The following is an 18,818-nucleotide window of genomic DNA, read 5'->3' as shown; positions in this document are numbered from 1 at the left end:
TCTCATTCGGCGCCATTCCCTGACGTACCCCTCAAAGAGCTGGGCGACCGCCTGCTGATATTTGAATCTGCTTCTCCTGGACGGAGACGGCCGGGAGCGCGAGTGTGGAAAGGACGCCGGCCGTTGGCAGACACCGGCCATGGGCATCAGCGGGGGAGGAGCCCACGCGTGGACGTGAAGCTCGAGGTCGTGGTGGTGCCGGTCGCCGACGTGGACCGGGCCAAGGACTTCTACAAGGCGCTCGGGTGGCGGGAGGACGCCGACTTCGCCGCTGGTGACGGCTTCCGGGTGGTGCAGGTGACTCCACCCGGCTCTGGGTGCTCGGTCATCTTCGGCAGCGGGATCACCTCGGCCGCGCCCGGCTCGATGCAGGGCCTGTACCTGATCGTCGACGACATCGAGGCGGCACGGTCCGAGCTCATCGACCGCGGGGCCGACGTCGGTGAGGTGTTCCATGACGAGGGCGGGGTGTGGCACCATGCCGGGACCGCGGGACGAGTGTCCGGCCCGGCTCCGGACCGCAAGAGCTACGGCTCTTTCGCCTCGTTCAGTGACCCCGATGGCAACGGCTGGATGCTCCAGGAGGTCACCACCCGCCTTCCGGGCCGGTGAGCCCGGAGCCGGAGCGCGGTGGCCGGATGACTGTCCTCACAGCAGGAGTACCGAGATGTACCTGACCTATGACTCCGTGGCCGACCTGGCCGAGGCCCTGCGCCGCGCGGAGGCCGCGCACGGCCGGCATGAGCAGGAGACCGGGCAGCCCGACCCCGACTGGCCGGACTGGTACGCGCAGTACCTGGTGCGCGAACAGGCCGGGGACGCCGGTCCGGCGAGTCCGGCAGCGAGCGGGTGAGCACCGTTCGCGATCCGCTGGGGCGGCGCTCTCCTCCGTCGTCACGGGCAGTCGCTGAACGGTCACGACGGTCAAGTCCCGGGGGACATGCTGCGGGCTGTTCAGGGCAGCGGTACGGCTAAGGAAGGAAGGATTCGCAGACTTCGCTCAGCGGCAAGGAGACGCGGGATGAATGCGGCACAACCGCCTGCCGGGGCGTCTGGAGCCGGGCGAGCGAAATACTGCCGGCGGCGGCCGCGGTGCTGGGCCTGACAGGCCGCGAACAGGTCACTCATGCGACGCGCTGGTGCCTGAGCAGGCCATGGACAGCACCAGACAAGACGTCACCGCGATCAAGGAAAGAGCACCACGATGACCACCAGCCGATCACCTCACGGCAGCACCGAGGCCGCAAGAGGCGGACCGCCCCACAAGGATGATGACAAGGCCGGCTCCACGGAGCAGCTACGTGCGGATATCGCCGAGACGCGCGAGAGTCTGGCGGACACGGTGGACGCGCTGACCGCCAAGGCGGATGTCAAGGCCCGAGCCAAGGACAAGGCCGAGCAGGCCAAGGCGATCGTCGCCGCCCGGACGCGGCAGGCCGCTTCACAAACCCAAAGCATGGCCACCCAGTTCACCGCCAAGGCGCGGCAGATCACCTCGCAGGGCAATGCTCCAGCGGTGCGTCGCGGTGCCGTAATCACAGCCGCCGGTGCCGCCGCCATCGCGGCATGGCTACAGTGGCGCCGCCGTACCGCTCCTCGGCAGACCACCTGGCAACGAGTAATACACGCGGCATGGCAGCGCGGAGCACAGCTGCGCGAGAAGGCCGCCGACCTCGGTGGCGCGGTCATGGCCGGCGACATCGCCACCACGGCCGCAGCCAGGGCTCGCCTTGCCGCTGCCTCACCAGTGGTCGCGCCCAGGGCGCAGGGCGCAGTAGCCGCCACGGTCGCCCTGCTCCTGCTGATGTGGCTACGGCGCCGCCAACACGGCCGCCGGCAGACCCGAATGGAATGATCACAATGACTCTGATCTACAAATCACTGACACTGCTGTTCGGCGTGCTGGGCGGGCTGATCGCCAGCGCGCTGTTCAAGCAGCTGTGGAAGGTCATCGCGGACGAGGACGACGCCCCTGACGCCGACGACGAGGACTACACCTGGCGTGAGGTGCTGGTGGCCGCCATGCTGCAGGGTGCCATCTTCGGCCTGGTGAAGGCGGCCGTGCAACGCGCCGGTGCCTCCGGCGTTCGCAAGGCGACCGGACGCTGGCCGGGTGACAGCCGGCACAAGAAGGACTCGGGTCATGAAGCGGCCGGACGCCGCCGGCCGGCGCAGGGGGCCGGCCGGTGGTGATGTCCCGGACGCGCCCACTGAACTGCGTCTTACCTACAGCACCGGCCAGGTCTGCCGTCGATGAGCTCACGGGTCGCGTCTAGATGACCGGCGTGGCAATGACGTGCAGGAGGACTTCCCGCTCCCGCTCACTCAGGCCCTCCAGGATTCCCTGGACGTGCCGCCGTTGAGCGTTCTGGTAAGCAAGAAGAGTCGTGGTTTCGACGTTCTGCATGGCTTTCGCTTCCTATCGAGCATTCTCGTTGGCGCGGTCGAGCAGGGCCCGGCGCTCGGGCTCGCTGTGGGCGACGGCGGCGGCCTGCCGGAACAAGGCGGCGGCGCGGTCGTGGTCACCGAGGCGGGCGGTGAGGTCGGCCTCTGCGGCGATGGCGAGGGGATAGCCGTCGAGAGCCCCGCCGGAGCGTGCCTGGGCGAGCAGCGCCAGCCCGGCCACGGGCCCATGTGCGTAGCCGTGCGCCACAGCGCGATTCAGCTCGACCACGGGTGTGGGATGGATGCGGGCGAGTTCGTCGTAGCACTGGGCGATCGTCGGCCAATCTGTGGCGGATGCGGTGGCGGCGGTGGCGTGGCAGGCGGCGATGCGCGCCTGTAGCGCATAGGGGCCGTCCTGCTCGATCCCGGTCAGGATGTCGCGGCCTTCGGCGATCGCGGCGTGGTTCCAGCGGGACCGGTCCTGCTGGTCAAGGGCGAGCAGGTTGCCGTCGGCGTCGCGGCGGGCCTCACAGCGGGAGTGCTGGAAGAGGAACAGGGCCAGCAGCGCGGACACTTCGGGCTGTCCTGGCATGAGCTCATTGAGCAGCCGTGCCAGGCGTATCGCCTCCTCGGCGAACGCGGGCTCGCCGTCGGCGTTGTAGCCGCGGGTGAACAGCAGGTAGAGCACGGCGAGGACGCCGGGCAGCCGCTCGGCGAGCGCAGGGCCACTGGGCACTCGGTACGGGATCCCGGCAGCGGCGATCTTCGACTTGGCCCGGGTCAGCCGGCGAGTCATCGCCGATTCGCTGGACAGGAAGGCGCGGGCGATGTCGGCGGTCGGCACTGCGCAGATCGTCCGCAGGGTCAGCGCCACGCGTGACTCGAGTGCGAGCGCAGGGTGGCAGCACGTGAAGATGAGCCGTAGCCGATCGTCCACAACTTGTTCCTTCGCTTGGGCTGTTTCCGTGGCGATGTCCGCGTTCTCGGTGGTGAATTCGAGCACCGCGAGGTCGCGTAGCTTTCTGCGCTCCACCGACGCGCGCCGCAACGTGTCGATCGCACGGTTGCGGGCCACCGTCATGAGCCAGCCCCCGGGGTTCACCGGTACACCGTCCGCGGGCCACCGCTGCAGGGCCAGTGCCAGCGCCTCCTGGGCGCAGTCCTCGGCCAGCGTCCAGTCGCCGGTCACGCGGATCAGGGCGGCGACGATGCGGGGATATGCGTCGGACGCGGCCGCGGCGGCCGAAGCCGCCGCGGCCCGCTGCCTGTCGGTCACGGTCTACTGGTCGAGGTCGGCGAACGGCCGCAGCTCCAGCCGTCCCGCTCGTGCCATGGGGTGGGCGCGAGCGACCTCGATCGCCTCGTCCAGGTCGGCGCACTCGAGCAGGTCGAAACCGACGATCACCTCTTTGGTCTCGGTGAAGGGACCATCGGAGATCAACAGCTCGCCGTTGCGGACGCGGACGGTGGTGGCCGCGGATGTCGGGGCGAGCGCCGTGCCCTGCAAGCGTCGCCCACGAGCGTCGTTCTCCGACACCCAGGCGTCGATGTCCGGCTCGTTCTCCTGGTCAGTGTCCGGTTCGAGGTCGGTGCAGACGAACATCATGTACTTCAACCCTGCGCTCCTTGCCTTGAAGGGCCATTCACCATAGTGACGAACGGGGGGAGCGCTTCCGGACACACCTACGGCCCGGCGACACGTGCGCAGCGCGGCTCAGGCGACGCGCATCGGGCGCAGGGCGCCGGTCAGCCTGGCCATCTCGGCGAGCATGGCGTCGGCGGCGGCGTCCATGACGTCGTTGGGGTGCAGCTTGCCGTCCTCGCCTATGAACTGCGCGTGGAAGGGGATGTTCACCGCCTCGAGCACCGGGATCATCTTCAGCGTGCTGGTGACCTGGCGCAGGCTGTTCGCGGCGCGGGTGCCGCCGGAGACTCCGCCGTAGCTGACGAAACCGGCCGTCTTGTGCTGCCACTCCTGGTGCAGGTAGTCGAGGGCGTTCTTCAGCACGGCGTTGAAGCTGTGGTTGTACTCGGGGGTCACGAACACGTACGCGTCGCCGCGGTCGATGGTGGCGCTCCACTCCTTGGTGTGCGCGTTCACGTACTGCCGCAGCCTGGGGTGGTTGGGCTCGTCCAGGAACGGCAGCCCGACTTCGGCGAGGTCGATGAGCTCGACCTGGAAAAGCCCGGAGTCCACGGCCCTGGCGTGGAACCAGTCGGCGATGGTGCGCCCCGCGCGGCCCGGACGCGTGCTGGCGACGATGATCTGCAGGACCGGGTTTTCCATGACGTGCTCCTTCACTGGCGACTAGCTGCTAAACATTATTGAGTAACTACACATTCCAGAGCAACTGGTATGATCTGTGGCGTGAGTCGCAATTTGGTCTGCGTGCGTTTCCACACCGCCTTGGAGCTGATCGGCGCCAGGTGGTCGGGCGCGGTGATCCGCATGATCTTCGATGGTGCCCACCGGTACGCCGAGCTCAAGGCGGCCATTCCCGGCATCAACGACACGATGCTGGCCCGGCGGCTGCGCGAGCTCGAGGCCGCCGGGCTCATCGAGCGTCGCGTCCTGGCCACGTCGCCGGTGCGGGTCGAATACCACCTGACCGAGATGGGGCAGGAGTTGCGGCCGGTGCTGGACGAGCTCGTGACCTGGGCGCACAAGTGGATCCCGTTGCCGGAGGCCGAGTCCGCCTAGCCACCCAGGCCATCCAGGCCGCCACGGCACTCGACGCCCAAGCCGCCGCTCTTGCTCCAGGGCACCGCGGTGGCATCGACGCGGCCGCCCGCTATCTGACCGGTCACGCCACGTTCCTGCGCCATGACACCGCCGCGTTCACCACGCCCATTCCGGGGACGAGTGTAACCACCCTGGTACTTTGTTACCATGGTAACCGTAGAACGTGTACAAACCGGACTCAGGATCGAGCGGAGTCTGCTCAAGGTCCTCAAGGGCCTGGCCGAGTACCTGGACATGCCCCTCGGGGATCTCGTCGAAGGAATCACGCTGCACGCTTTCGAAGGCAAGGCGCCCTTCTCTGCCGAGACGATCGAGAAGATCAAACAACTGAAGGCGGTCTATGACATGACGCTGACCACCGCAGACGCCCATCGGCTGGCCGAAAAGTGAGCGCCCGGCACCGCCTGGAAGGGCAGATCAAGGTCGACCTCCCGCCGGAGAAGGCGTTCAAGCTGTTCACACCCCGGGGCGAGGAGCGCTGGGTCGACGGCTGGCTGCCGCGCTTCCCAGTCCCGACGCGCGATGACACCGCCCCCGGGACCGTCTTTGAGACCACGCATGGAGAGCAGACGACCTGGGTGGTGCTCGATCGAGAACAGGGCCGCCGCATCTCCTACGCCAGAGTCACCCCCGGATCACGCGCCGGGACCGTCACGGTCACGCTCGACAAGGACGGCGACGGGCACTCGACCGTCCATGTCGTCTACGACCTCACGGCACTGACCCCCCACGCAGCCGGGGAACTGCGCCAGTTCGCCACCGAATACCCCTCGTTCCTGCGTTCATGGCAGGAGGCGATCGCTCGGTCGACGCAGCCATGACCAGGCCCGGGCAGCGGGCGGCCGATCGCCATCACGGACCGGCTGTGATCTGACCGATCGGCAACCACATCACCGGCGCCCACTGGGAACTACTCCCCTGAAGGGGCACGGTGGGTGAGTGAAGAGCGGCCGCACATGGCCATCCCGTCGACTCCTTCGGCACACGCGCCCGCCGGCTGATCAGGAGTCGGGCGCGGCTGCCGGGCTCCTTCTCCAGAAGCGTGTCCGCGTACGTGCTGCCGTCCTTCGGGCCCGGACCGAGAGGAGCGCCGCGCCGGTCACCAGGAGCGGCCAGAGCAGGTACGGCCCGGAGAAGACCAGGAGGAGCAGTACGGCGACCAGGGCCGCCCAGGCCGACCAACGGCCCGCGCTGCGGCGGGGCAGGATGCGGATGGCGGCGGCCACGCCGATGGCGTACACCACGGCGAAGGAAGCGGCAGAGAGCATGACCGCCGGCCGCGCGCCCAGCCCCGTCGCAGCCACCAGGGCGAGCGTGAGGAGGGCGAGCGCGGAGACGAAGAACAGGCTGCGGCGAGGCGTCTCGCCCGCCGTGCTGCCCCGCGCGAACCAGCGGGGCAGCGCCCCGTCGCGGCCCAGTGCTGCGCCGAGCTTGGCGGCGCCCGCGTAGTAGGTGTTCATGGTGCCGAAGGTGAGCAGCACCGCGGCCACCGCGGCGAGCGGCCGCGCCCCGCCGCCGAGGGCGAGCGCGATGAGGTCGCCGAGCGGCGCGCTGGAACGGGCCGCCGTGTCGCCGAGCACCGCGACCACCGCGAAGGCCGCCGCCAGGTACAGCACGCCCACGATCACCACCGCGGCCGCCGTGGCCCTCGGCAGGTCACGGGCGGGGCGGCGGAACTCGCCCGCGAGGTGAGCGACGGCCTCCCAACCGGCGAAGCTGAAGACCAGCAGAGCCGCTGCCGGGCCGACGGCCGACCAGCCGTGCGGGGCGAACGGCTGCAGGTTCTCGCCCCGCGCGTGCGGCAGGGACAGCAGGACGGACACCGTCAGCAGCACGAGCAGCAGCCCGAAGAGCACGAACTGCAGTCGGCCGGTGAGCCGCAGGCCCATGGCGTTGACCGCGGTGACCACGGCCATCAGCGCGGCGGCCGTGACCACGGTGGTCGTCGTTCCGCCGCCGAGCGCGGCCGCGACGTAGGAGCCGCCGAAGAGGGCGGCTGCCGTGGCGCCCAGAGGAATGGCCAGGTAGAAGCACCAGCCGGCCACCGCGGCGGTCCGCTCGCCGAACGCGAGCCGGGCGTACGTCGACACCCCGCCGGCATCGGGATGGCGTGCGCCGAGCGCGGCGAAGGCCGCAGCGAGCGGCGCGGAGAGCACGACGAGGGCGAGCCAGGCCAGCAGCGAGGCCGGTCCGGCGATCTCGGCGGCCAGCGCGGGCAGGGCGATGACTCCGGTGCCGAGCACGGCGCCCACGTACAGGGCGGTGCCCTGCGCAGCGGTGAGCCGTCCCGCGGCGGGGCTGGTCGTCTGATAAGGCATGCCGCCAGCCTTCCGAGCACCGGCCACACCGGACCAGTGGCGGAAACGACGACGTGCGCTACATTCCTGCCATGACCAAGGAGGCGAAGAAGGACGAGAACCGCCGGCACGTCGTCGCGGTGGCGGTCACCGGCGGCGCGGCCACCTTTGAGCTCGCCGTCCCCTGCGAGGTGTTCGGCATCGACCGCAGCGACATCACCGACCCGTGGTACGAACTGCGGCTCTGTGCCGCCGAGCCGGGTCCGCTGCAGACCTCCGCCGGGCTGACCCTGCACAGCCCGTACGGCCTGGACGAGCTGGTGGAGGCGGACACGGTGGTGGTGGCGGCCTGCCCCCGCCGCGTCCAGCTCGATCCGCCGCCCGCCCTGCTCGACGCCGTGCGCGCCGCCCACGAGCGCGGCAAGCGGATCGTCTCCCTGTGCAGCGGCGCCTATGTGCTGGCCGCCGCCGGGCTGCTCGACGGCCGACGGGCGACGACCCACTGGATGAACGCGGTCGACTTCGCGCACCGCTTCCCGCTGGTCACCTACGACCCGTCCTCGCTCTACATCGAGGACGGCACGGTGTTCACCTCGGCCGGGACCGGCGCCGTGATCGACCTCTGCCTGCACCTGGTGCGCCACGACCACGGCTCGGCGGTTGCCAACGAGGTCGCCCGGCGCATGGTGGTGCCGCCGCACCGCGAGGGCGGGCAGACCCAGTACGCCAAGCCTCTGCCGCCGCGCGCCCGGCGGCGCGACGAGGGCCTCGGCCCGGCGCTGGACTGGGCGCGGGAGCGGCTCCACGAGCCGCTGACCGTCGCCCGCCTGGCCCGCGAGGCCCACCTCAGCGAGCGCACCTTCGCCCGCCGCTTCCGCGACACCCTGGGCACGACGCCGCTCCAGTGGCTCCTCCAGGAGCGGGTGCGGCTCGCCCAGGACCTGCTGGAGACAACCGACGACCCGGTCGAGTCCGTCGCCCGGCGAACCGGCTTCGGCAACGCCGCCAACCTGCGCCGCCACTTCGGCCGGCTCACCACGGTCTCCCCGCAGACGTACCGCCACATCTTCCGCCACCGAAGTGCTACGGCGGGCTGACGCGGGGCCCTTCCGGGCGGCGGCCCGAACTGTCCTTCCTGGACAACTCGGGCCTGCCACGAGCGCGATCAAACCTGCAGGCCGCTTCTGGCTCTGTCTGGGCTGGAGATCCTCTGCCAAGCGCATGCCCTGGGACGTGCCCGTCTGGGGTGCCTCGTTTGGCGGTCAGCCCACGGGCAGGGGAGTTGTAGCCGTCTATCCGTTCCTGCCCCCCGGAGAGGCGAGACGATCATGAGTGTGGCGTTCGAGCTGCATTGCCCCATCCGCGCAGACCTGGACTTCATCCGGGACCTGGTACGCCTGTGCGGCCGCTACGTCGGGCTGACCGGCGAGCGGCTGGAGGACCTGGTGCTGGCGGTCAACGAGGCGGTCGCCAACGTGCTGATCCACGGCGGCAAGGCGGGCCTGGTCACAGCGCGCAGCACCCGCGACGAGCTGGCGGTGGAGGTGCTCGACGTCGGCGGCCGGCTCAGCCGGGATCACCTGGCCGCCGCCGAGCTCGACCCGACACGCCCGCACGGATTCGGCCTGTGGTTGATCCAGTACCTGTGCGACAAGGTCGAACTAGAGCACACCGGGCTCGGTTCGCTGCTCAGCCTGCACATGCGTCTGCCGGCCCCCGACACGGGCCGGGCGAACGGCACCGCAGGCATCCCACAGCCCCGGCACGGCGACCAGACGAGAAACCGGCAGCCGGCAAGATGACGACCAGGGCTCGCGACCGTCCGATCAGAACTCGACGCCGTCCAGGTCGGTGAGCCCCACCCCAGCGGCGGCCAGTTCGTGCTCAACCCTCGCGGAGATCTCGTGGGCTGGGCGCGTGCCGGACGGTGGGATCAGCTCCGCGAGACCGGCGGCCCGGCCGCGCCGCGCCGCACCTGGCGATCCACATCCAGCTGCTGCACCATCACGCCCGGCGAGCGCGTGCCGTTGCTGACCGCACTCACGGCGTCCGTCGTGATCCCGCTGGTGCTGCTTCCGCTCACCAGCCGGCTCGAAAAGGCGTAATTCCTCCAAATGTCCGCAGAAAGGCGTCTTTGTCATGCCCGACAACGTTCCGTTGCCGATCCGCAGGGACGCGGCCTGCCCGTCAGGTGCCTTATAGCTGGGTAACACCGCTGGCGCGCTCGATTGTGAAGCGGATCGCTACGCGTCCTTCAGCATGAATGTTCGACAGGAACGTCTCCCAGTCGGGGTATTCGTCGCTGAGCGCGCCGTGCAGGTTCTTGAGAGCCTCAGCATCCAGCCCCACGTCCGGTGAAAGAATCTCTGCATGCCCCTCGACCTGCACCCATGGCCCGAAAAATCGGTCTGTGAAGACGCACACCGAACCTCGTGGGTCTCGCCGCAGGTTGCGGGTCTTGGCTCGCGTCTCCGTCGTACTCAACACAACGCGACCAGCACCGTCGAGTGCGACGATCACGGGTGAGAGCTGGGGGCATCCATCTTTGCGCCAGGTATTGAGAACCGCGTGATGGTGATTGCGCAGGAACTTCTGGGCCTGTTCGACTTCCATGTATTTCCCTTGATTCAGCTAACGTTTCTAAGCGAACTTCGGTGGGATACCAGGTGGCGCCCCTGAATAGGCCTGTGGAGCGGGACCATCAACAGGGTTCAGCGCCGATCGACAGGCGCGGCGGTTCACCGCGCCGTGTGCGTGGCGGCGATCAGGGCGGCACCGAGCTGCACCGCGACCAGCTTGCGGATCTCGATCGGCGGGCCGGGGGAGTCGGCCTCGGCCTGACCGAACCAGAGGTCGAAGCGTTCGGCGAGCAGGCGGCGCTGCTGGCGGATGGCTGATGCCAGATTGCCGGCGGCGAGCTCTGCGTCCAGCATGCGCAGGAATACTCCGAGCAGGCGCAGCCGCAGCAGGTGCAGCATCTGGCGGTTGCCGAACTCCTCGGCGACCGTGCCCGGCCGCTCGGGATCGTGCGAGGCCTCTTCCAGCTCGCCGAGCTTACGGAAGACCTCCAGCGTTCCCTCGGTCGAGCGGCGGAACGGCGAATGCACGGTCAGATCCCCGGCGACAGCCTGCATGCTCACCTGCAGCGTGTCGATCAGCTCGCGCCGGGCCGCGACTCCCTCGGCGGCGATCTCCCCGTAGGTGCGGCCGGTAGGGCTCCGGTCCGACACGCGCTCGTCGGTCCAGTAGGGCACCTCGGTGACCAGGTGGAGCGCGCCGTATCTGGCTGCGTAGTCGGCGCTGCTGCCGCCGACGCCGAAGGCCGCGCCCACCTGTGACCCGGGCGGAGTCAGGTAGACGGCGGGGGCGATCGGCGTGGCGCCGGGCAGTTCCGGCTCGCCGTGGTGCAGCGGGAGGCCTTCCAGGCCCGGCAAAGCGGCCAGTTGCTCGGCGAGCGCCAGGTCTTCACGGTTGATGTAGAAGAACGCGCCCTGGTACTCACCGTTGTGCAGGGAGTAGACCAGCGACGGGCGTACCTCGTCCATCAGCCGCATGAGCGCGGCCGTCTCCGGTAGCGGGCGGTCGAACCGGTAGTCGCCGGTGGTCAGCGGGAAGGTCCACTCGACCTGGTCGGCCAGGTCGGGGCGGTACAAGTGCTCGGCGTAGGCGCGGCGGTCGCCCGGCCTGCCGTACCAGCCCTCGTTCAGCCGGGCGCCGTCCGGATCCGCGCACGCGACGATGTGCCAGCGATAGCCCAGCGAGGCCGGCTCCTGGCACAGCAGCCTGATCAGCGTGAGGGCGGTCAGGGCGCCGACGGGCTCGTTGGGATGTGGTCCGGCGATGACCACCGCATCGGCTGGGCCGTCGCCGATGGTCAGGGCGCGCAACGGCTCACCGAGCCGCGAGGCGCCGATGTGCCGCAACTGCACCAGGCCGGGATGGGCGGTGGCGACCTCCTCCAGCTCGGCCTGCATGGCGTCGACCGACGGGAACGTGGCATAGCCGGGGACTCGGTTCATGTACTCCGCGATATTCATAACGGCATTACTGTAATAATAAGATTATGAGAGTGACAAGGGCCGAGGCCAAGGAGCGGAACCGGCGGGCGCTGCTGGACGCCGCCCGCCGGATCGTGGCCAAGGACGGCTATCGAGCCAAGCTGGAGGAGATCGCCGAACAGGCCGGGCTGACCACTGGCGCCGTCTACTCGCTGTTCGGCAGCAAGAACGGCCTGCTGATCGCCCTGGTCATCGACTACCTCGGCCCGCACTACGACGGCATCGAACAGGCCGTCTCCACCGGTCTCGATCTGGTCGAGGCGGTGGAGGACTTCGCTCGCCACTACCGCCGCCTGTGCGATGACCCCGACGCGCTGAGCCACCTGTCGTTCGAGATCAGCCTGCAGGACCTGGCGCTGCGCGACCCCGAACTGCGGGCCAAGCTCGCCGCCTCTGTCCTGGCGCACGAGGAACGGCTGGCCGCGCTGCTGGCCGGCAGGTGCCACAACGGGGCCGCGCTTACGCCGCGGCAGGCGCAACGCCTGGCCACGGCGCTGCGCGCCCTCCTGGTCGGTCTTAGCCAGGGCGTCATCCTCGGACTGACCCACGCGGGCCCGGAGCAGTACTTCGCCGACGCCGCCCGCGCCCTGGTCACCCCGGACGTGCTCGGCCCGCCCTGACCTCCCACCCGGCACCCCTACCTCAAGCACATCCCGGTGCCCGAGCGCTGACCTGCACCTCATCGCATAACGGAATTCCGGCCGGATATGACCACAACCCCTGAACAGCCCTCACCGCTGACCGGGTAACCGCCGGCGGTCCAGTTGGCGGCGGCGAGAGTGACGGGCTTCATCTGAATTGTGGCGCGGAGACCCGGTCCTTCAGGACCGCGAGGAAGCACGCTGCGGGAGCGGCGGCATCGGCAACGCCGCCGCCTGGAGGCCGAGGGCACCAGCGCGGCGCGGCGGGTGCTGCGCCGCCTGTCCGGGCGTGAGCACCGGATGATGACCGACCTCAACCACCAAATCTCGAAGTACGTGGTGCGCGAAGCCGAACGCACCGGCCGCGGGGTCGACCTGGAGGAGTTGCAGGGCATCCGCGGGCGGGTAAGGGCTCACCGGCTCCAGCGGCGCACCCTGCACAACTGGGCCCTCGCCCAGCAGATCGCGTTCACCCGCTACAAGGCCGAACGCGCCGGAGTCGCCTTCATGCTGGTCGACCCGGCCCACACCTCGCAGGCCTGTCCCGACTGCGGGTGTGTCTCCAGAGCGAATCGGCCGGCACGGGGCCGGTTCGTCTGCACCGGATGTGGCCTCGCTGGGCACGCCGACCACATCGCGGCCCGCAACATCGCCGCACGCGGCGTTGCGGGCTGGGCTGCTGTCAACCAGCCACACGCTACCGGCCTCCCCTCAGCCAGGCGGGACCGTGAGAGCAAGCCACCGGCTTCAGCCGGTGGTAGTTGACAGCGCATTCCCGTCCCCAGATACCGGCGACGATGGATTCCTCGCCCTCGCTCTGCGATGGCGCAAGCGCAGGGCAAGTGCGAGGGTGGCCGACAGGCCCGCGATGGCGGCCAGCGCGGCGCCCCACGTGCTGTGGAGCAACGCCGGCGGCGCCTGTTGGACGAGCATGAAAGCGCCCATGGCGAGGACGAACCAGCCGAACGCCCGGCGCAGGCGGTCGGCGTCCAACCGGCCGGCGAGGGCACCGCCGGCGAGCCCGCCGCTGATGGCCGCCACAGTGACCATGAGGGCCAGGGACCAGTCGATGGGCACGCTCTGCAGGTATCCGGCCAGTCCGGCCAGCGACTTCATGGCGACGACGAACAGTGAGGTGCCCACCGCCATCCCCATGGGCAGGCCGCCGAGCAGCACGAGCGCGGGGACGACCAGGAACCCTCCGCCCGCTCCGACGAGCCCGGTCACCAGGCCGACCGCGATGCCCTCGGCGATCACATGCGGCACGGGCAGGTCTCGCCGCGGCGGCGCGACGGCCGTGATGCGGCGGTCGCGGATCATGGCGATGGCGGTGGCCAGCATCATGGCCGCGAATGCCGTCATCAGCAGCTGCTCGGGCAGGTGCGGGCCGATCAGCCCGCCGCCGTACGCACCCGCCATGCCCGCCGCGCCGAAGACCAGCCCGGTTCGCCACCGGACGCGCCCGGCTCGGGCGTGGCTGATGGCGCTGACCGCGCTGGTCACGGCCACGACGAACAATGACATGGCGATGGCCGCCTTGGACGGGACCCCCGCGAGGTAGACGAGCATCGGCACGGTGAGGATCGACCCTCCACCGCCGAACAGGCCGAGCATCACGCCGACCAGGACAGCGGCGGTGAGGCTCAAGGCGATCATAGATACCTCCGGGGGTATGTGACGGTGACGGGTCGGCCTTGGTGCGGCGGTCTGCGGGGTCAGGCGCCGGGACCGGCAGAGGTACGGCGCAGGCGCGTCATGGCGGCCTCGACGTCGACCCCGCCCGCCTGGTTGTAGGGCAGCTTCGACAGCAGCATGCCCATGGCGCAGGTGTCGGTGAGCGCGGCCACCATCAGGCCGCCGCCGATGAACGCGGCCACGATCACCGCCGCGGGAATCCAGAGGCTCGCCACGACGGAGACGAACACGATGGTGCCCGCGACGAGGCGGATCTGCCGCTCCAGCGGCCAGCGCGCTCGGCCGCGGTTGACCGGCGCGCCGGAGGCGATCCAGGCGTTCATGCCGCCGTCCAGGACCGTGACGTCGGAGAGCCCGGCATCGGCGAGGGCCGTTCTGGCGCGTTCCGCGCGGTTGCCGGACTGGCAGATGAGCAGCATGCGCCCGTCGGCGTCGGTGACGAGGCGCCGCATGAGGGCGTCGATCTGGTCGAGGGGCAGGTTGATGGCGCCGTCGATGTGTGCGGACTCGAACTCGGCCGGGGTGCGGACGTCCACGACGAGGACATCGGTGCCGGCGGCGAGCAGCGAGCGGGCGGATGCGGTGTCGATGCGGGACAAGATGGGGTTCTCCTGCTCTGGCGTGGTCACGTACGGCGGTCAGGCGGCGTGGTGCTTCTTGAGTACGGCGGCGACCTCGGGGATGCCGGCGCCGGTGAGTGCGATCGGCCGGTATCCCTTGCGGGCGAGGTGTCCGGCGGCGATGGCGGCGCGGCGTCCGGAGCCGCAGGCGACCAAGACCGGACGCGCCGAATCGAGTTCGCCGGGGATGCCCTGGATGAACAGCTCGGGCAGGAAGCGCTCGATCGCGCCCTCCAGCCGCGCCTCTTCCCTCTCGCTGGGCATGCGCACGTCCAGCACCTGCGCGCCGGGCCGGGCGAGCCGCTCGACGAAGGCGTCGAGCTCCAGCAGCTCGTACGTCTGCGCTGCGGCCTCGCCGAGGTCGCGGACGACGCCCTGGACGCTGTCGATGCCGATCCGGGCGAGCTGGGCAACGGCCCCGGCGACGTCCTGCCCGGACTCGGCGACCAGCGTGATCGGCTCCTGATAAGGCAGCAGCCACCCGGTCCAACTGCCGAAGTCGTCGTCCAGCTCGATGCCGAGGGAGCCGGGCAACATGCCGCGGGCCTGCGCCTGCCGCGGCCGGATGTCGACGACCTGCGTCCCGTCCGGGACCCGGTCGAGTTCTGAGACCTTGACGGGCGGCATGGGTGGCACGCCGAGAGTGTTGGCCGGGCCCATGTACTTGTAGAAGGCGGGGATGGGCATCGGCGCGGCCAGCAGCGCGTCGGCGAACTTCTCGCTCTCGTCGATGGCCAGCAGCGGGTTGTCCTTGACCTCCGCGCCGATGGTGGAGGTGAGGCTTCCGGCGCCGGTGGTGGTGCAGAAGGAGCCCGCGCCGTGCGTGGGGTACAGCCCGACGCCGGGTGGCAGCGCGGCCAGCCGGCGCAGCGAGATGTGCTGGAGGCGGGCCAGCGAGCGGGCGCGCTCGGGGCCGAGCAGGTCGGTCCGCCCGGCCGAGGCCATCAGCAGGCTGCCGCCGGAGAACACCGCGACCGGCTCCCCGGCGATGAGCACCAGGTAGCTGGTGTGCTCGGGGGTGTGGCCCGGCGTGTGGACCGGCCGGATGGTCAGGCCGCCGCCGTCGATGTCCTCCAGGTGGAAGGCGGGCGTGTGCCGGTAGGCCGCCGCCGCGGCGGCGGGCAGCACCAGCTCGGCGCCGGTACGCAGGGCGGCCTGCTCGGCGCCTGAGAGGTAGTCGTTGTGCAGGTGCGTCTCCAGGACGAACCGCAGGTCCACGTCATGCTCCGCGGCGGCCTCCAGGAAACGGTCGATGTCGCGCTGGGGATCGACGAGCACCCCCTTGCCCTCGTGTGTCAGCAGGTAGGTCTGGTCGCCCAGTCCAGGTGTGCGAAATGACAAGACGTCCATGAACGTGCTCCTTCCATACCCCTGGGGGTATCGATGGGATACAAAAATGCGGCCGCGGAGCCCGCGGCCGCTGGTCTATGCGAGGGCCAGGAAGAGCTTCTCCAATTCGGTGACGCTCATCGGGGGCTGCTCGCCGCGGTTCTGGGCGTCCTGGCAGTGCCGCAGCCCGGATGCGACGATCTTGAAGCCGGCGCGGTCCAGTGCCTTGGACACGGCGGCGAGCTGGGTGAGCACCTTCGTGCAGTCCTCGCCGGCCTCGATCATCGCGATCACTCCGGCCAGCTGGCCATGCGCCCGCTTCAACCGGGTCAGTGCGTCGCCCACCATGCCCTCGTTCAGCTCCATGCCCTCACTATACCCTAGGGGGTATCAATCAAAGCAAATGGGTACGGCGAGGCGGTTGCCGCGCCCCGCATCGGCGCCGTTGCGGTAGAGCCACATCCGCCTTCTTGAGGGGGAAGTCGTGCTGCCGTGCCTGGTCGCGCCCGGCGGCCGCACCCGGATCGAGATCCCTGCCCTCGCCTGAGTGGCCGCATTCGCCTACCTGACACCGGTCTGCGCTTGGAAAAATATATAGACCGGTCTATTTTTCTTCCATGGTTGGAACCAAAGGAGCCAGGACCAGCACGCGGCTGGTGGAGTCGATGCTCGAGCTGATCCAGACGCGCGGCTACAGCGGCACGGGACTCAACACGGTGGTGGAGCACGCGGGCGCCCCCAAGGGGTCGCTGTACTTCCATTTCCCGCAGGGGAAGGAGGCGCTCGGAGAGAAGGCCGTCGAACTTGCGGCCGCACGGTTCGGCTCCCTTGTCGCCGACTCCGCGCTGGAGTCGGCCACGCCGGGTGACGTGGTGCGCCGCGTGATCGACGTGCTGGCCGGGATGCTCACGGACAGCGACTTCCATCTGGGATGCCCGGTCTCGGTGGTGACATTGGAGATGGGCGCGCAAAGTGAGCGGCTGCGGGGCGCCTGCGCGAACGCCTTCGAGTCCTGGATCGCGCCGGTGACCGAGTATCTCGTCACACACGGCCGTCCTCGTCCCGCCGCCCGGGCAATGGCCACGGCCGTGGTCAGCATGGTGGAGGGAGCGATGATCGTGTCGCGCGCGCAGCGGTCGACCGAGCCGCTGCACTGCGCCGGCCAGGCGCTCGCCGTACTGCTGGACGAGGGTGCGGAGGCCTCGTCGTGAGCGGTGAGGAGCGGCACGCGCTGGTGTTCGGGGCGACCGGCTTCATCGGGCGCCATCTGGTTCTCGAGCTCGGCCGTGCCGGTGTCCGGGTGAGTACGGCCGGCCGGAACCACGAGTCCTACCGGCGGCTCGCCCGATGGCTGGCCGAGCACGGGCATGACGAGGCTCCAGCCGACCTCCGGGTGGACTTCACGAGTCCGTCGCTGATCGACGGCCAGTGTGACGACGTCACTGAGATCTACAACTGTGCCGGCGCCTACCGCTTCGGGATGTCGGCGGACGAGGCCCGTCGCGCCAACGTCGACAGCGTCCGCGCGGTCGTCGCCTTCGCGGCGCGGCAGCCGCGCCTGCGCCGCCTGGTTCACGTCTCCGGCTATCGCGTGGGCGGGCAGGACCCTGCTCCCTGGAGTGAAGAGCGGAGGCGGAATACCTACCAGGTCCTGGGCGCCTACGAGGCGTCCAAGGCCGAGGCGGACGCCGTTTTCCAGGCCGAGGCAGACCGGCTGGGCGTTCCCTGGTCCATCGTCAACCCGGCGAGCGTGATCGGTGACAGCATCACCGGCGAGTCCGATCAGTACCTGGGGCTCGCGTCGAGTGTGAAGGACATCTGGCGGGGCACCCTTGCGGCGGTGCCGGGGAACGCGCGGACGTTCGTCCCCGTGCTCGCGGTCGACCACCTCGCCCGGTTCATGACCCTGCTGCCGGTGGACGAGGCCGCCGAGCGCGCCGCGTACTGGCTGCTGGACGACGACACGCCCCCACTGCCCGGCCTGCTCGCGCTCGTCGCGGAGCACTACCGGGTCAAGGCGCCCCGTGCGCGGATTCCGGTGCCGCTCGTGAAGCGCCTGCCCCAGTGGCTCACCAAGGCCGATCCGGAGACCTTGACGTTCCTGTCGAGCGACCGCTACCCGACCGAGTCGGCGCGTGCCTTCGCCACCCGTCACGGGCTGGCCATGCCGGAGACCGCCGCCACGATCCGCCGCTGGGCCGACTACCTGGCGGCGCACCGCTTCGGGGACGCCTCTGCCGGTGGCAGGCGGTTCACCGCGCCGGGCAAGATCCGGACGTTCGAGCTCGGCGAACCGGGTGCTCTCACGGTGATGCTGCCGGGCCTGCCGGTCAACGCCGACACCTGGGCGCCGGTCGTCGCGGGGGTGGGCCGCGCCCGCGCCGTCGACCTGCCCGGGCTGGGGATGACCGCGGGACGCCGCGACGACTGGCAGGCCTGGCTGACCGCGCTCCTGACCGAGACCGGCGCCCGTCATCTGGTGGGCCACTCCATCGGCGCCGCGGCCGCCGTCGAGGCCGCCGCCGCCCATCCCGGCGCGGTGGATCAGCTCACGCTCGTGTCGCCGTTCTTCCTGCAGGCGCGCCCCGCTCTCGCCACTCGATGGGCGCCCCTGACCCGCTGGTTCCTCAGCCGAGTGCACCCCGAGGCGCTGGCCGAGCGGCTCACCGGCAACGCGGCGCACGCGAGCGCGCTCCACTCGAGCGTGGCGGACCTGCGCCGTGGCACGGTCGCGGCCACCGCCGCCCGGCTCCTGGCCGGCACCGCGAGGCCACGGTGGCGGGAAGACCTCCGGGCCAAGCTGCGGCAGTACCCGGGGCACATCCACGTCATCGTGGGCTCCCACGATCCGCTCACCCCCGAAGGGCAGGCCCTGCTGGACACGCTCCCGCGGGCCACCGTGACGGTGATCGCCGGCGCCGGCCACCACCCCCAGCTGACGCACCCGGACGACGTCGCCCAGGCCATCCGCGAGCACACCGCCTCCCCGGACGCGCGCGGCGGTCCGGAGGTCGGGGCGGTCCAAGGACGTCCGCGGTGACCGAGGGAAG

25 protein-coding genes are annotated in these 18,818 nt (G+C 70.2%); 14 read left to right on the top strand and 11 right to left on the bottom strand.

What is annotated here, in order from left to right; all coding sequences use genetic code 11:
• Nucleotides 1–168: 168 nt before the first annotated feature.
• The 4 genes from ACTMTI_RS50370 to ACTMTI_RS50355 all read left to right on the top strand — a co-directional run bounded on the left by ACTMTI_RS50370 (nt 169) and on the right by ACTMTI_RS50355 (nt 2,193).
• Entirely contained in the window at nt 169–612 is a 444-nt protein-coding gene (locus ACTMTI_RS50370) for a VOC family protein (protein WP_441128027.1), read from the top strand.
• Between the two features lie 55 nt (nt 613–667).
• A complete protein-coding gene (locus ACTMTI_RS50365) occupies nt 668–853 on the top strand; it encodes a hypothetical protein (protein ID WP_441128026.1) in 186 nt (61 codons plus the stop codon).
• Between the two features lie 351 nt (nt 854–1,204).
• Nucleotides 1,205–1,855, top strand: coding sequence for a DUF3618 domain-containing protein (locus ACTMTI_RS50360; protein ID WP_441128025.1), 651 nt, complete (start codon nt 1,205–1,207; stop codon nt 1,853–1,855).
• Between the two features lie 5 nt (nt 1,856–1,860).
• The gene (locus ACTMTI_RS50355; RefSeq protein ID WP_441128024.1) at nt 1,861–2,193 is read left to right on the top strand and encodes a DUF4235 domain-containing protein; all 333 of its coding nucleotides are present in this window, start codon (nt 1,861–1,863) and stop codon (nt 2,191–2,193) included.
• 79 nt (nt 2,194–2,272) lie between these two features.
• Here the strand turns inward: ACTMTI_RS50355 and ACTMTI_RS50350 are convergent, their stop codons facing one another.
• The 4 genes from ACTMTI_RS50350 to ACTMTI_RS50335 form a co-directional block, all read right to left on the bottom strand.
• Nucleotides 2,273–2,407, bottom strand: coding sequence for a hypothetical protein (locus ACTMTI_RS50350; RefSeq protein WP_441128023.1), 135 nt, complete (start codon nt 2,405–2,407; stop codon nt 2,273–2,275).
• A 12-nt stretch (nt 2,408–2,419) separates the two neighbouring features.
• The gene (locus ACTMTI_RS50345; protein WP_441128022.1) at nt 2,420–3,661 is read right to left on the bottom strand and encodes an RNA polymerase sigma factor; all 1,242 of its coding nucleotides are present in this window, start codon (nt 3,659–3,661) and stop codon (nt 2,420–2,422) included.
• 3 nt (nt 3,662–3,664) lie between these two features.
• Nucleotides 3,665–3,991 (bottom strand): YciI family protein, encoded by a 327-nt coding sequence (locus ACTMTI_RS50340; protein WP_441128063.1) that lies wholly within the window; start codon nt 3,989–3,991, stop codon nt 3,665–3,667.
• 108 nt (nt 3,992–4,099) lie between these two features.
• The gene (locus ACTMTI_RS50335; protein ID WP_441128021.1) at nt 4,100–4,672 is read right to left on the bottom strand and encodes an NADPH-dependent FMN reductase; all 573 of its coding nucleotides are present in this window, start codon (nt 4,670–4,672) and stop codon (nt 4,100–4,102) included.
• A gap of 81 nt (nt 4,673–4,753) precedes the next feature.
• Between ACTMTI_RS50335 and ACTMTI_RS50330 the strand changes: the two genes are divergently transcribed.
• From ACTMTI_RS50330 to ACTMTI_RS50320, 3 genes are all read left to right on the top strand, one after another.
• The gene (locus tag ACTMTI_RS50330) at nt 4,754–5,086 is read left to right on the top strand and encodes a winged helix-turn-helix transcriptional regulator (protein WP_441128020.1); all 333 of its coding nucleotides are present in this window, start codon (nt 4,754–4,756) and stop codon (nt 5,084–5,086) included.
• Between the two features lie 189 nt (nt 5,087–5,275).
• Nucleotides 5,276–5,518, top strand: a complete 243-nt coding sequence (locus ACTMTI_RS50325) for a hypothetical protein (protein ID WP_441128019.1) — start codon at nt 5,276–5,278, stop codon at nt 5,516–5,518.
• The gene (locus ACTMTI_RS50320) at nt 5,515–5,949 is read left to right on the top strand and encodes an SRPBCC family protein (RefSeq protein WP_441128018.1); all 435 of its coding nucleotides are present in this window, start codon (nt 5,515–5,517) and stop codon (nt 5,947–5,949) included. Before ACTMTI_RS50325 ends, ACTMTI_RS50320 begins: the two co-directional genes overlap by 4 nt.
• Nucleotides 5,950–6,129: 180 nt before the next feature.
• On the opposite strand, the gene ACTMTI_RS50315 is transcribed toward ACTMTI_RS50320, so the two are convergent.
• Nucleotides 6,130–7,446: an APC family permease gene (locus ACTMTI_RS50315; protein WP_441128017.1), complete on the bottom strand. Its 1,317-nt coding sequence runs from the start codon at nt 7,444–7,446 to the stop codon at nt 6,130–6,132.
• Between the two features lie 71 nt (nt 7,447–7,517).
• Between ACTMTI_RS50315 and ACTMTI_RS50310 the strand changes: the two genes are divergently transcribed.
• The 3 genes from ACTMTI_RS50310 (at nt 7,518) to ACTMTI_RS50300 (ending at nt 9,530) form a co-directional block, all read left to right on the top strand.
• Nucleotides 7,518–8,522, top strand: coding sequence for a GlxA family transcriptional regulator (locus ACTMTI_RS50310; RefSeq protein WP_441128016.1), 1,005 nt, complete (start codon nt 7,518–7,520; stop codon nt 8,520–8,522).
• Between the two features lie 231 nt (nt 8,523–8,753).
• Nucleotides 8,754–9,227, top strand: coding sequence for an ATP-binding protein (locus ACTMTI_RS50305; protein WP_441128015.1), 474 nt, complete (start codon nt 8,754–8,756; stop codon nt 9,225–9,227).
• 102 nt (nt 9,228–9,329) lie between these two features.
• Nucleotides 9,330–9,530, top strand: a complete 201-nt coding sequence (locus ACTMTI_RS50300) for a hypothetical protein (RefSeq protein WP_441128014.1) — start codon at nt 9,330–9,332, stop codon at nt 9,528–9,530.
• Between the two features lie 91 nt (nt 9,531–9,621).
• Here ACTMTI_RS50300 and ACTMTI_RS50295 read toward each other — a convergent pair whose 3' ends face one another.
• Together ACTMTI_RS50295 and ACTMTI_RS50290 are read right to left on the bottom strand one after the other, a co-directional pair.
• The gene (locus tag ACTMTI_RS50295; RefSeq protein ID WP_441128013.1) at nt 9,622–10,038 is read right to left on the bottom strand and encodes a PPOX class F420-dependent oxidoreductase; all 417 of its coding nucleotides are present in this window, start codon (nt 10,036–10,038) and stop codon (nt 9,622–9,624) included.
• Nucleotides 10,039–10,163: 125 nt separating this feature from the next.
• Entirely contained in the window at nt 10,164–11,444 is a 1,281-nt protein-coding gene (locus tag ACTMTI_RS50290) for a M14 family zinc carboxypeptidase (RefSeq protein WP_441128012.1), read from the bottom strand.
• Nucleotides 11,445–11,488: 44 nt separating this feature from the next.
• Here ACTMTI_RS50290 and ACTMTI_RS50285 point away from each other — a divergent pair, with 44 nt between their 5' ends.
• Both ACTMTI_RS50285 and ACTMTI_RS50280 read left to right on the top strand, forming a co-directional pair.
• Nucleotides 11,489–12,103, top strand: a complete 615-nt coding sequence (locus ACTMTI_RS50285) for a TetR/AcrR family transcriptional regulator (protein WP_441128011.1) — start codon at nt 11,489–11,491, stop codon at nt 12,101–12,103.
• A gap of 180 nt (nt 12,104–12,283) precedes the next feature.
• Nucleotides 12,284–12,889 carry an RNA-guided endonuclease InsQ/TnpB family protein gene (locus tag ACTMTI_RS50280; RefSeq protein ID WP_441128010.1) on the top strand — a complete coding sequence of 202 codons (606 nt, stop codon included), beginning with the start codon at nt 12,284–12,286 and terminating at the stop codon, nt 12,887–12,889.
• On the opposite strand, the gene ACTMTI_RS50275 is transcribed toward ACTMTI_RS50280, so the two are convergent.
• From ACTMTI_RS50275 to ACTMTI_RS50260, 4 genes are all read right to left on the bottom strand, one after another.
• A complete protein-coding gene (locus ACTMTI_RS50275) occupies nt 12,872–13,780 on the bottom strand; it encodes a sulfite exporter TauE/SafE family protein (protein ID WP_441128009.1) in 909 nt (302 codons plus the stop codon). The genes ACTMTI_RS50280 and ACTMTI_RS50275 overlap by 18 nt on opposite strands.
• A 59-nt stretch (nt 13,781–13,839) precedes the next feature.
• A complete protein-coding gene (locus ACTMTI_RS50270) occupies nt 13,840–14,418 on the bottom strand; it encodes a rhodanese-like domain-containing protein (protein ID WP_441128008.1) in 579 nt (192 codons plus the stop codon).
• A 39-nt stretch (nt 14,419–14,457) separates the two neighbouring features.
• Complete coding sequence (locus ACTMTI_RS50265; protein ID WP_441128007.1) at nt 14,458–15,789, bottom strand: MBL fold metallo-hydrolase; 1,332 nt, start codon at nt 15,787–15,789, stop codon at nt 14,458–14,460.
• A gap of 75 nt (nt 15,790–15,864) precedes the next feature.
• The gene (locus ACTMTI_RS50260; protein ID WP_441128006.1) at nt 15,865–16,134 is read right to left on the bottom strand and encodes a metal-sensitive transcriptional regulator; all 270 of its coding nucleotides are present in this window, start codon (nt 16,132–16,134) and stop codon (nt 15,865–15,867) included.
• 251 nt (nt 16,135–16,385) lie between these two features.
• On the opposite strand from ACTMTI_RS50260, the gene ACTMTI_RS50255 reads away from it, so the two are divergent.
• Both ACTMTI_RS50255 and ACTMTI_RS50250 read left to right on the top strand, forming a co-directional pair.
• Entirely contained in the window at nt 16,386–16,979 is a 594-nt protein-coding gene (locus ACTMTI_RS50255; RefSeq protein WP_441128005.1) for a TetR/AcrR family transcriptional regulator, read from the top strand.
• A complete protein-coding gene (locus ACTMTI_RS50250; protein ID WP_441128004.1) occupies nt 16,976–18,808 on the top strand; it encodes an alpha/beta fold hydrolase in 1,833 nt (610 codons plus the stop codon). The genes ACTMTI_RS50255 and ACTMTI_RS50250 overlap by 4 nt, the downstream gene beginning before the upstream one ends.
• The last annotated feature ends 10 nt before the right edge of the window (nt 18,809–18,818 follow it).

The sequence above is a fragment of the Nonomuraea sp. H19 genome (genome assembly GCF_052068215.1).
Classification (GTDB): domain Bacteria; phylum Actinomycetota; class Actinomycetes; order Streptosporangiales; family Streptosporangiaceae; genus Nonomuraea.
Note: the sequence above shows the minus strand (reverse complement) of the source record. Positions and strands in the feature narration are given on the sequence as shown.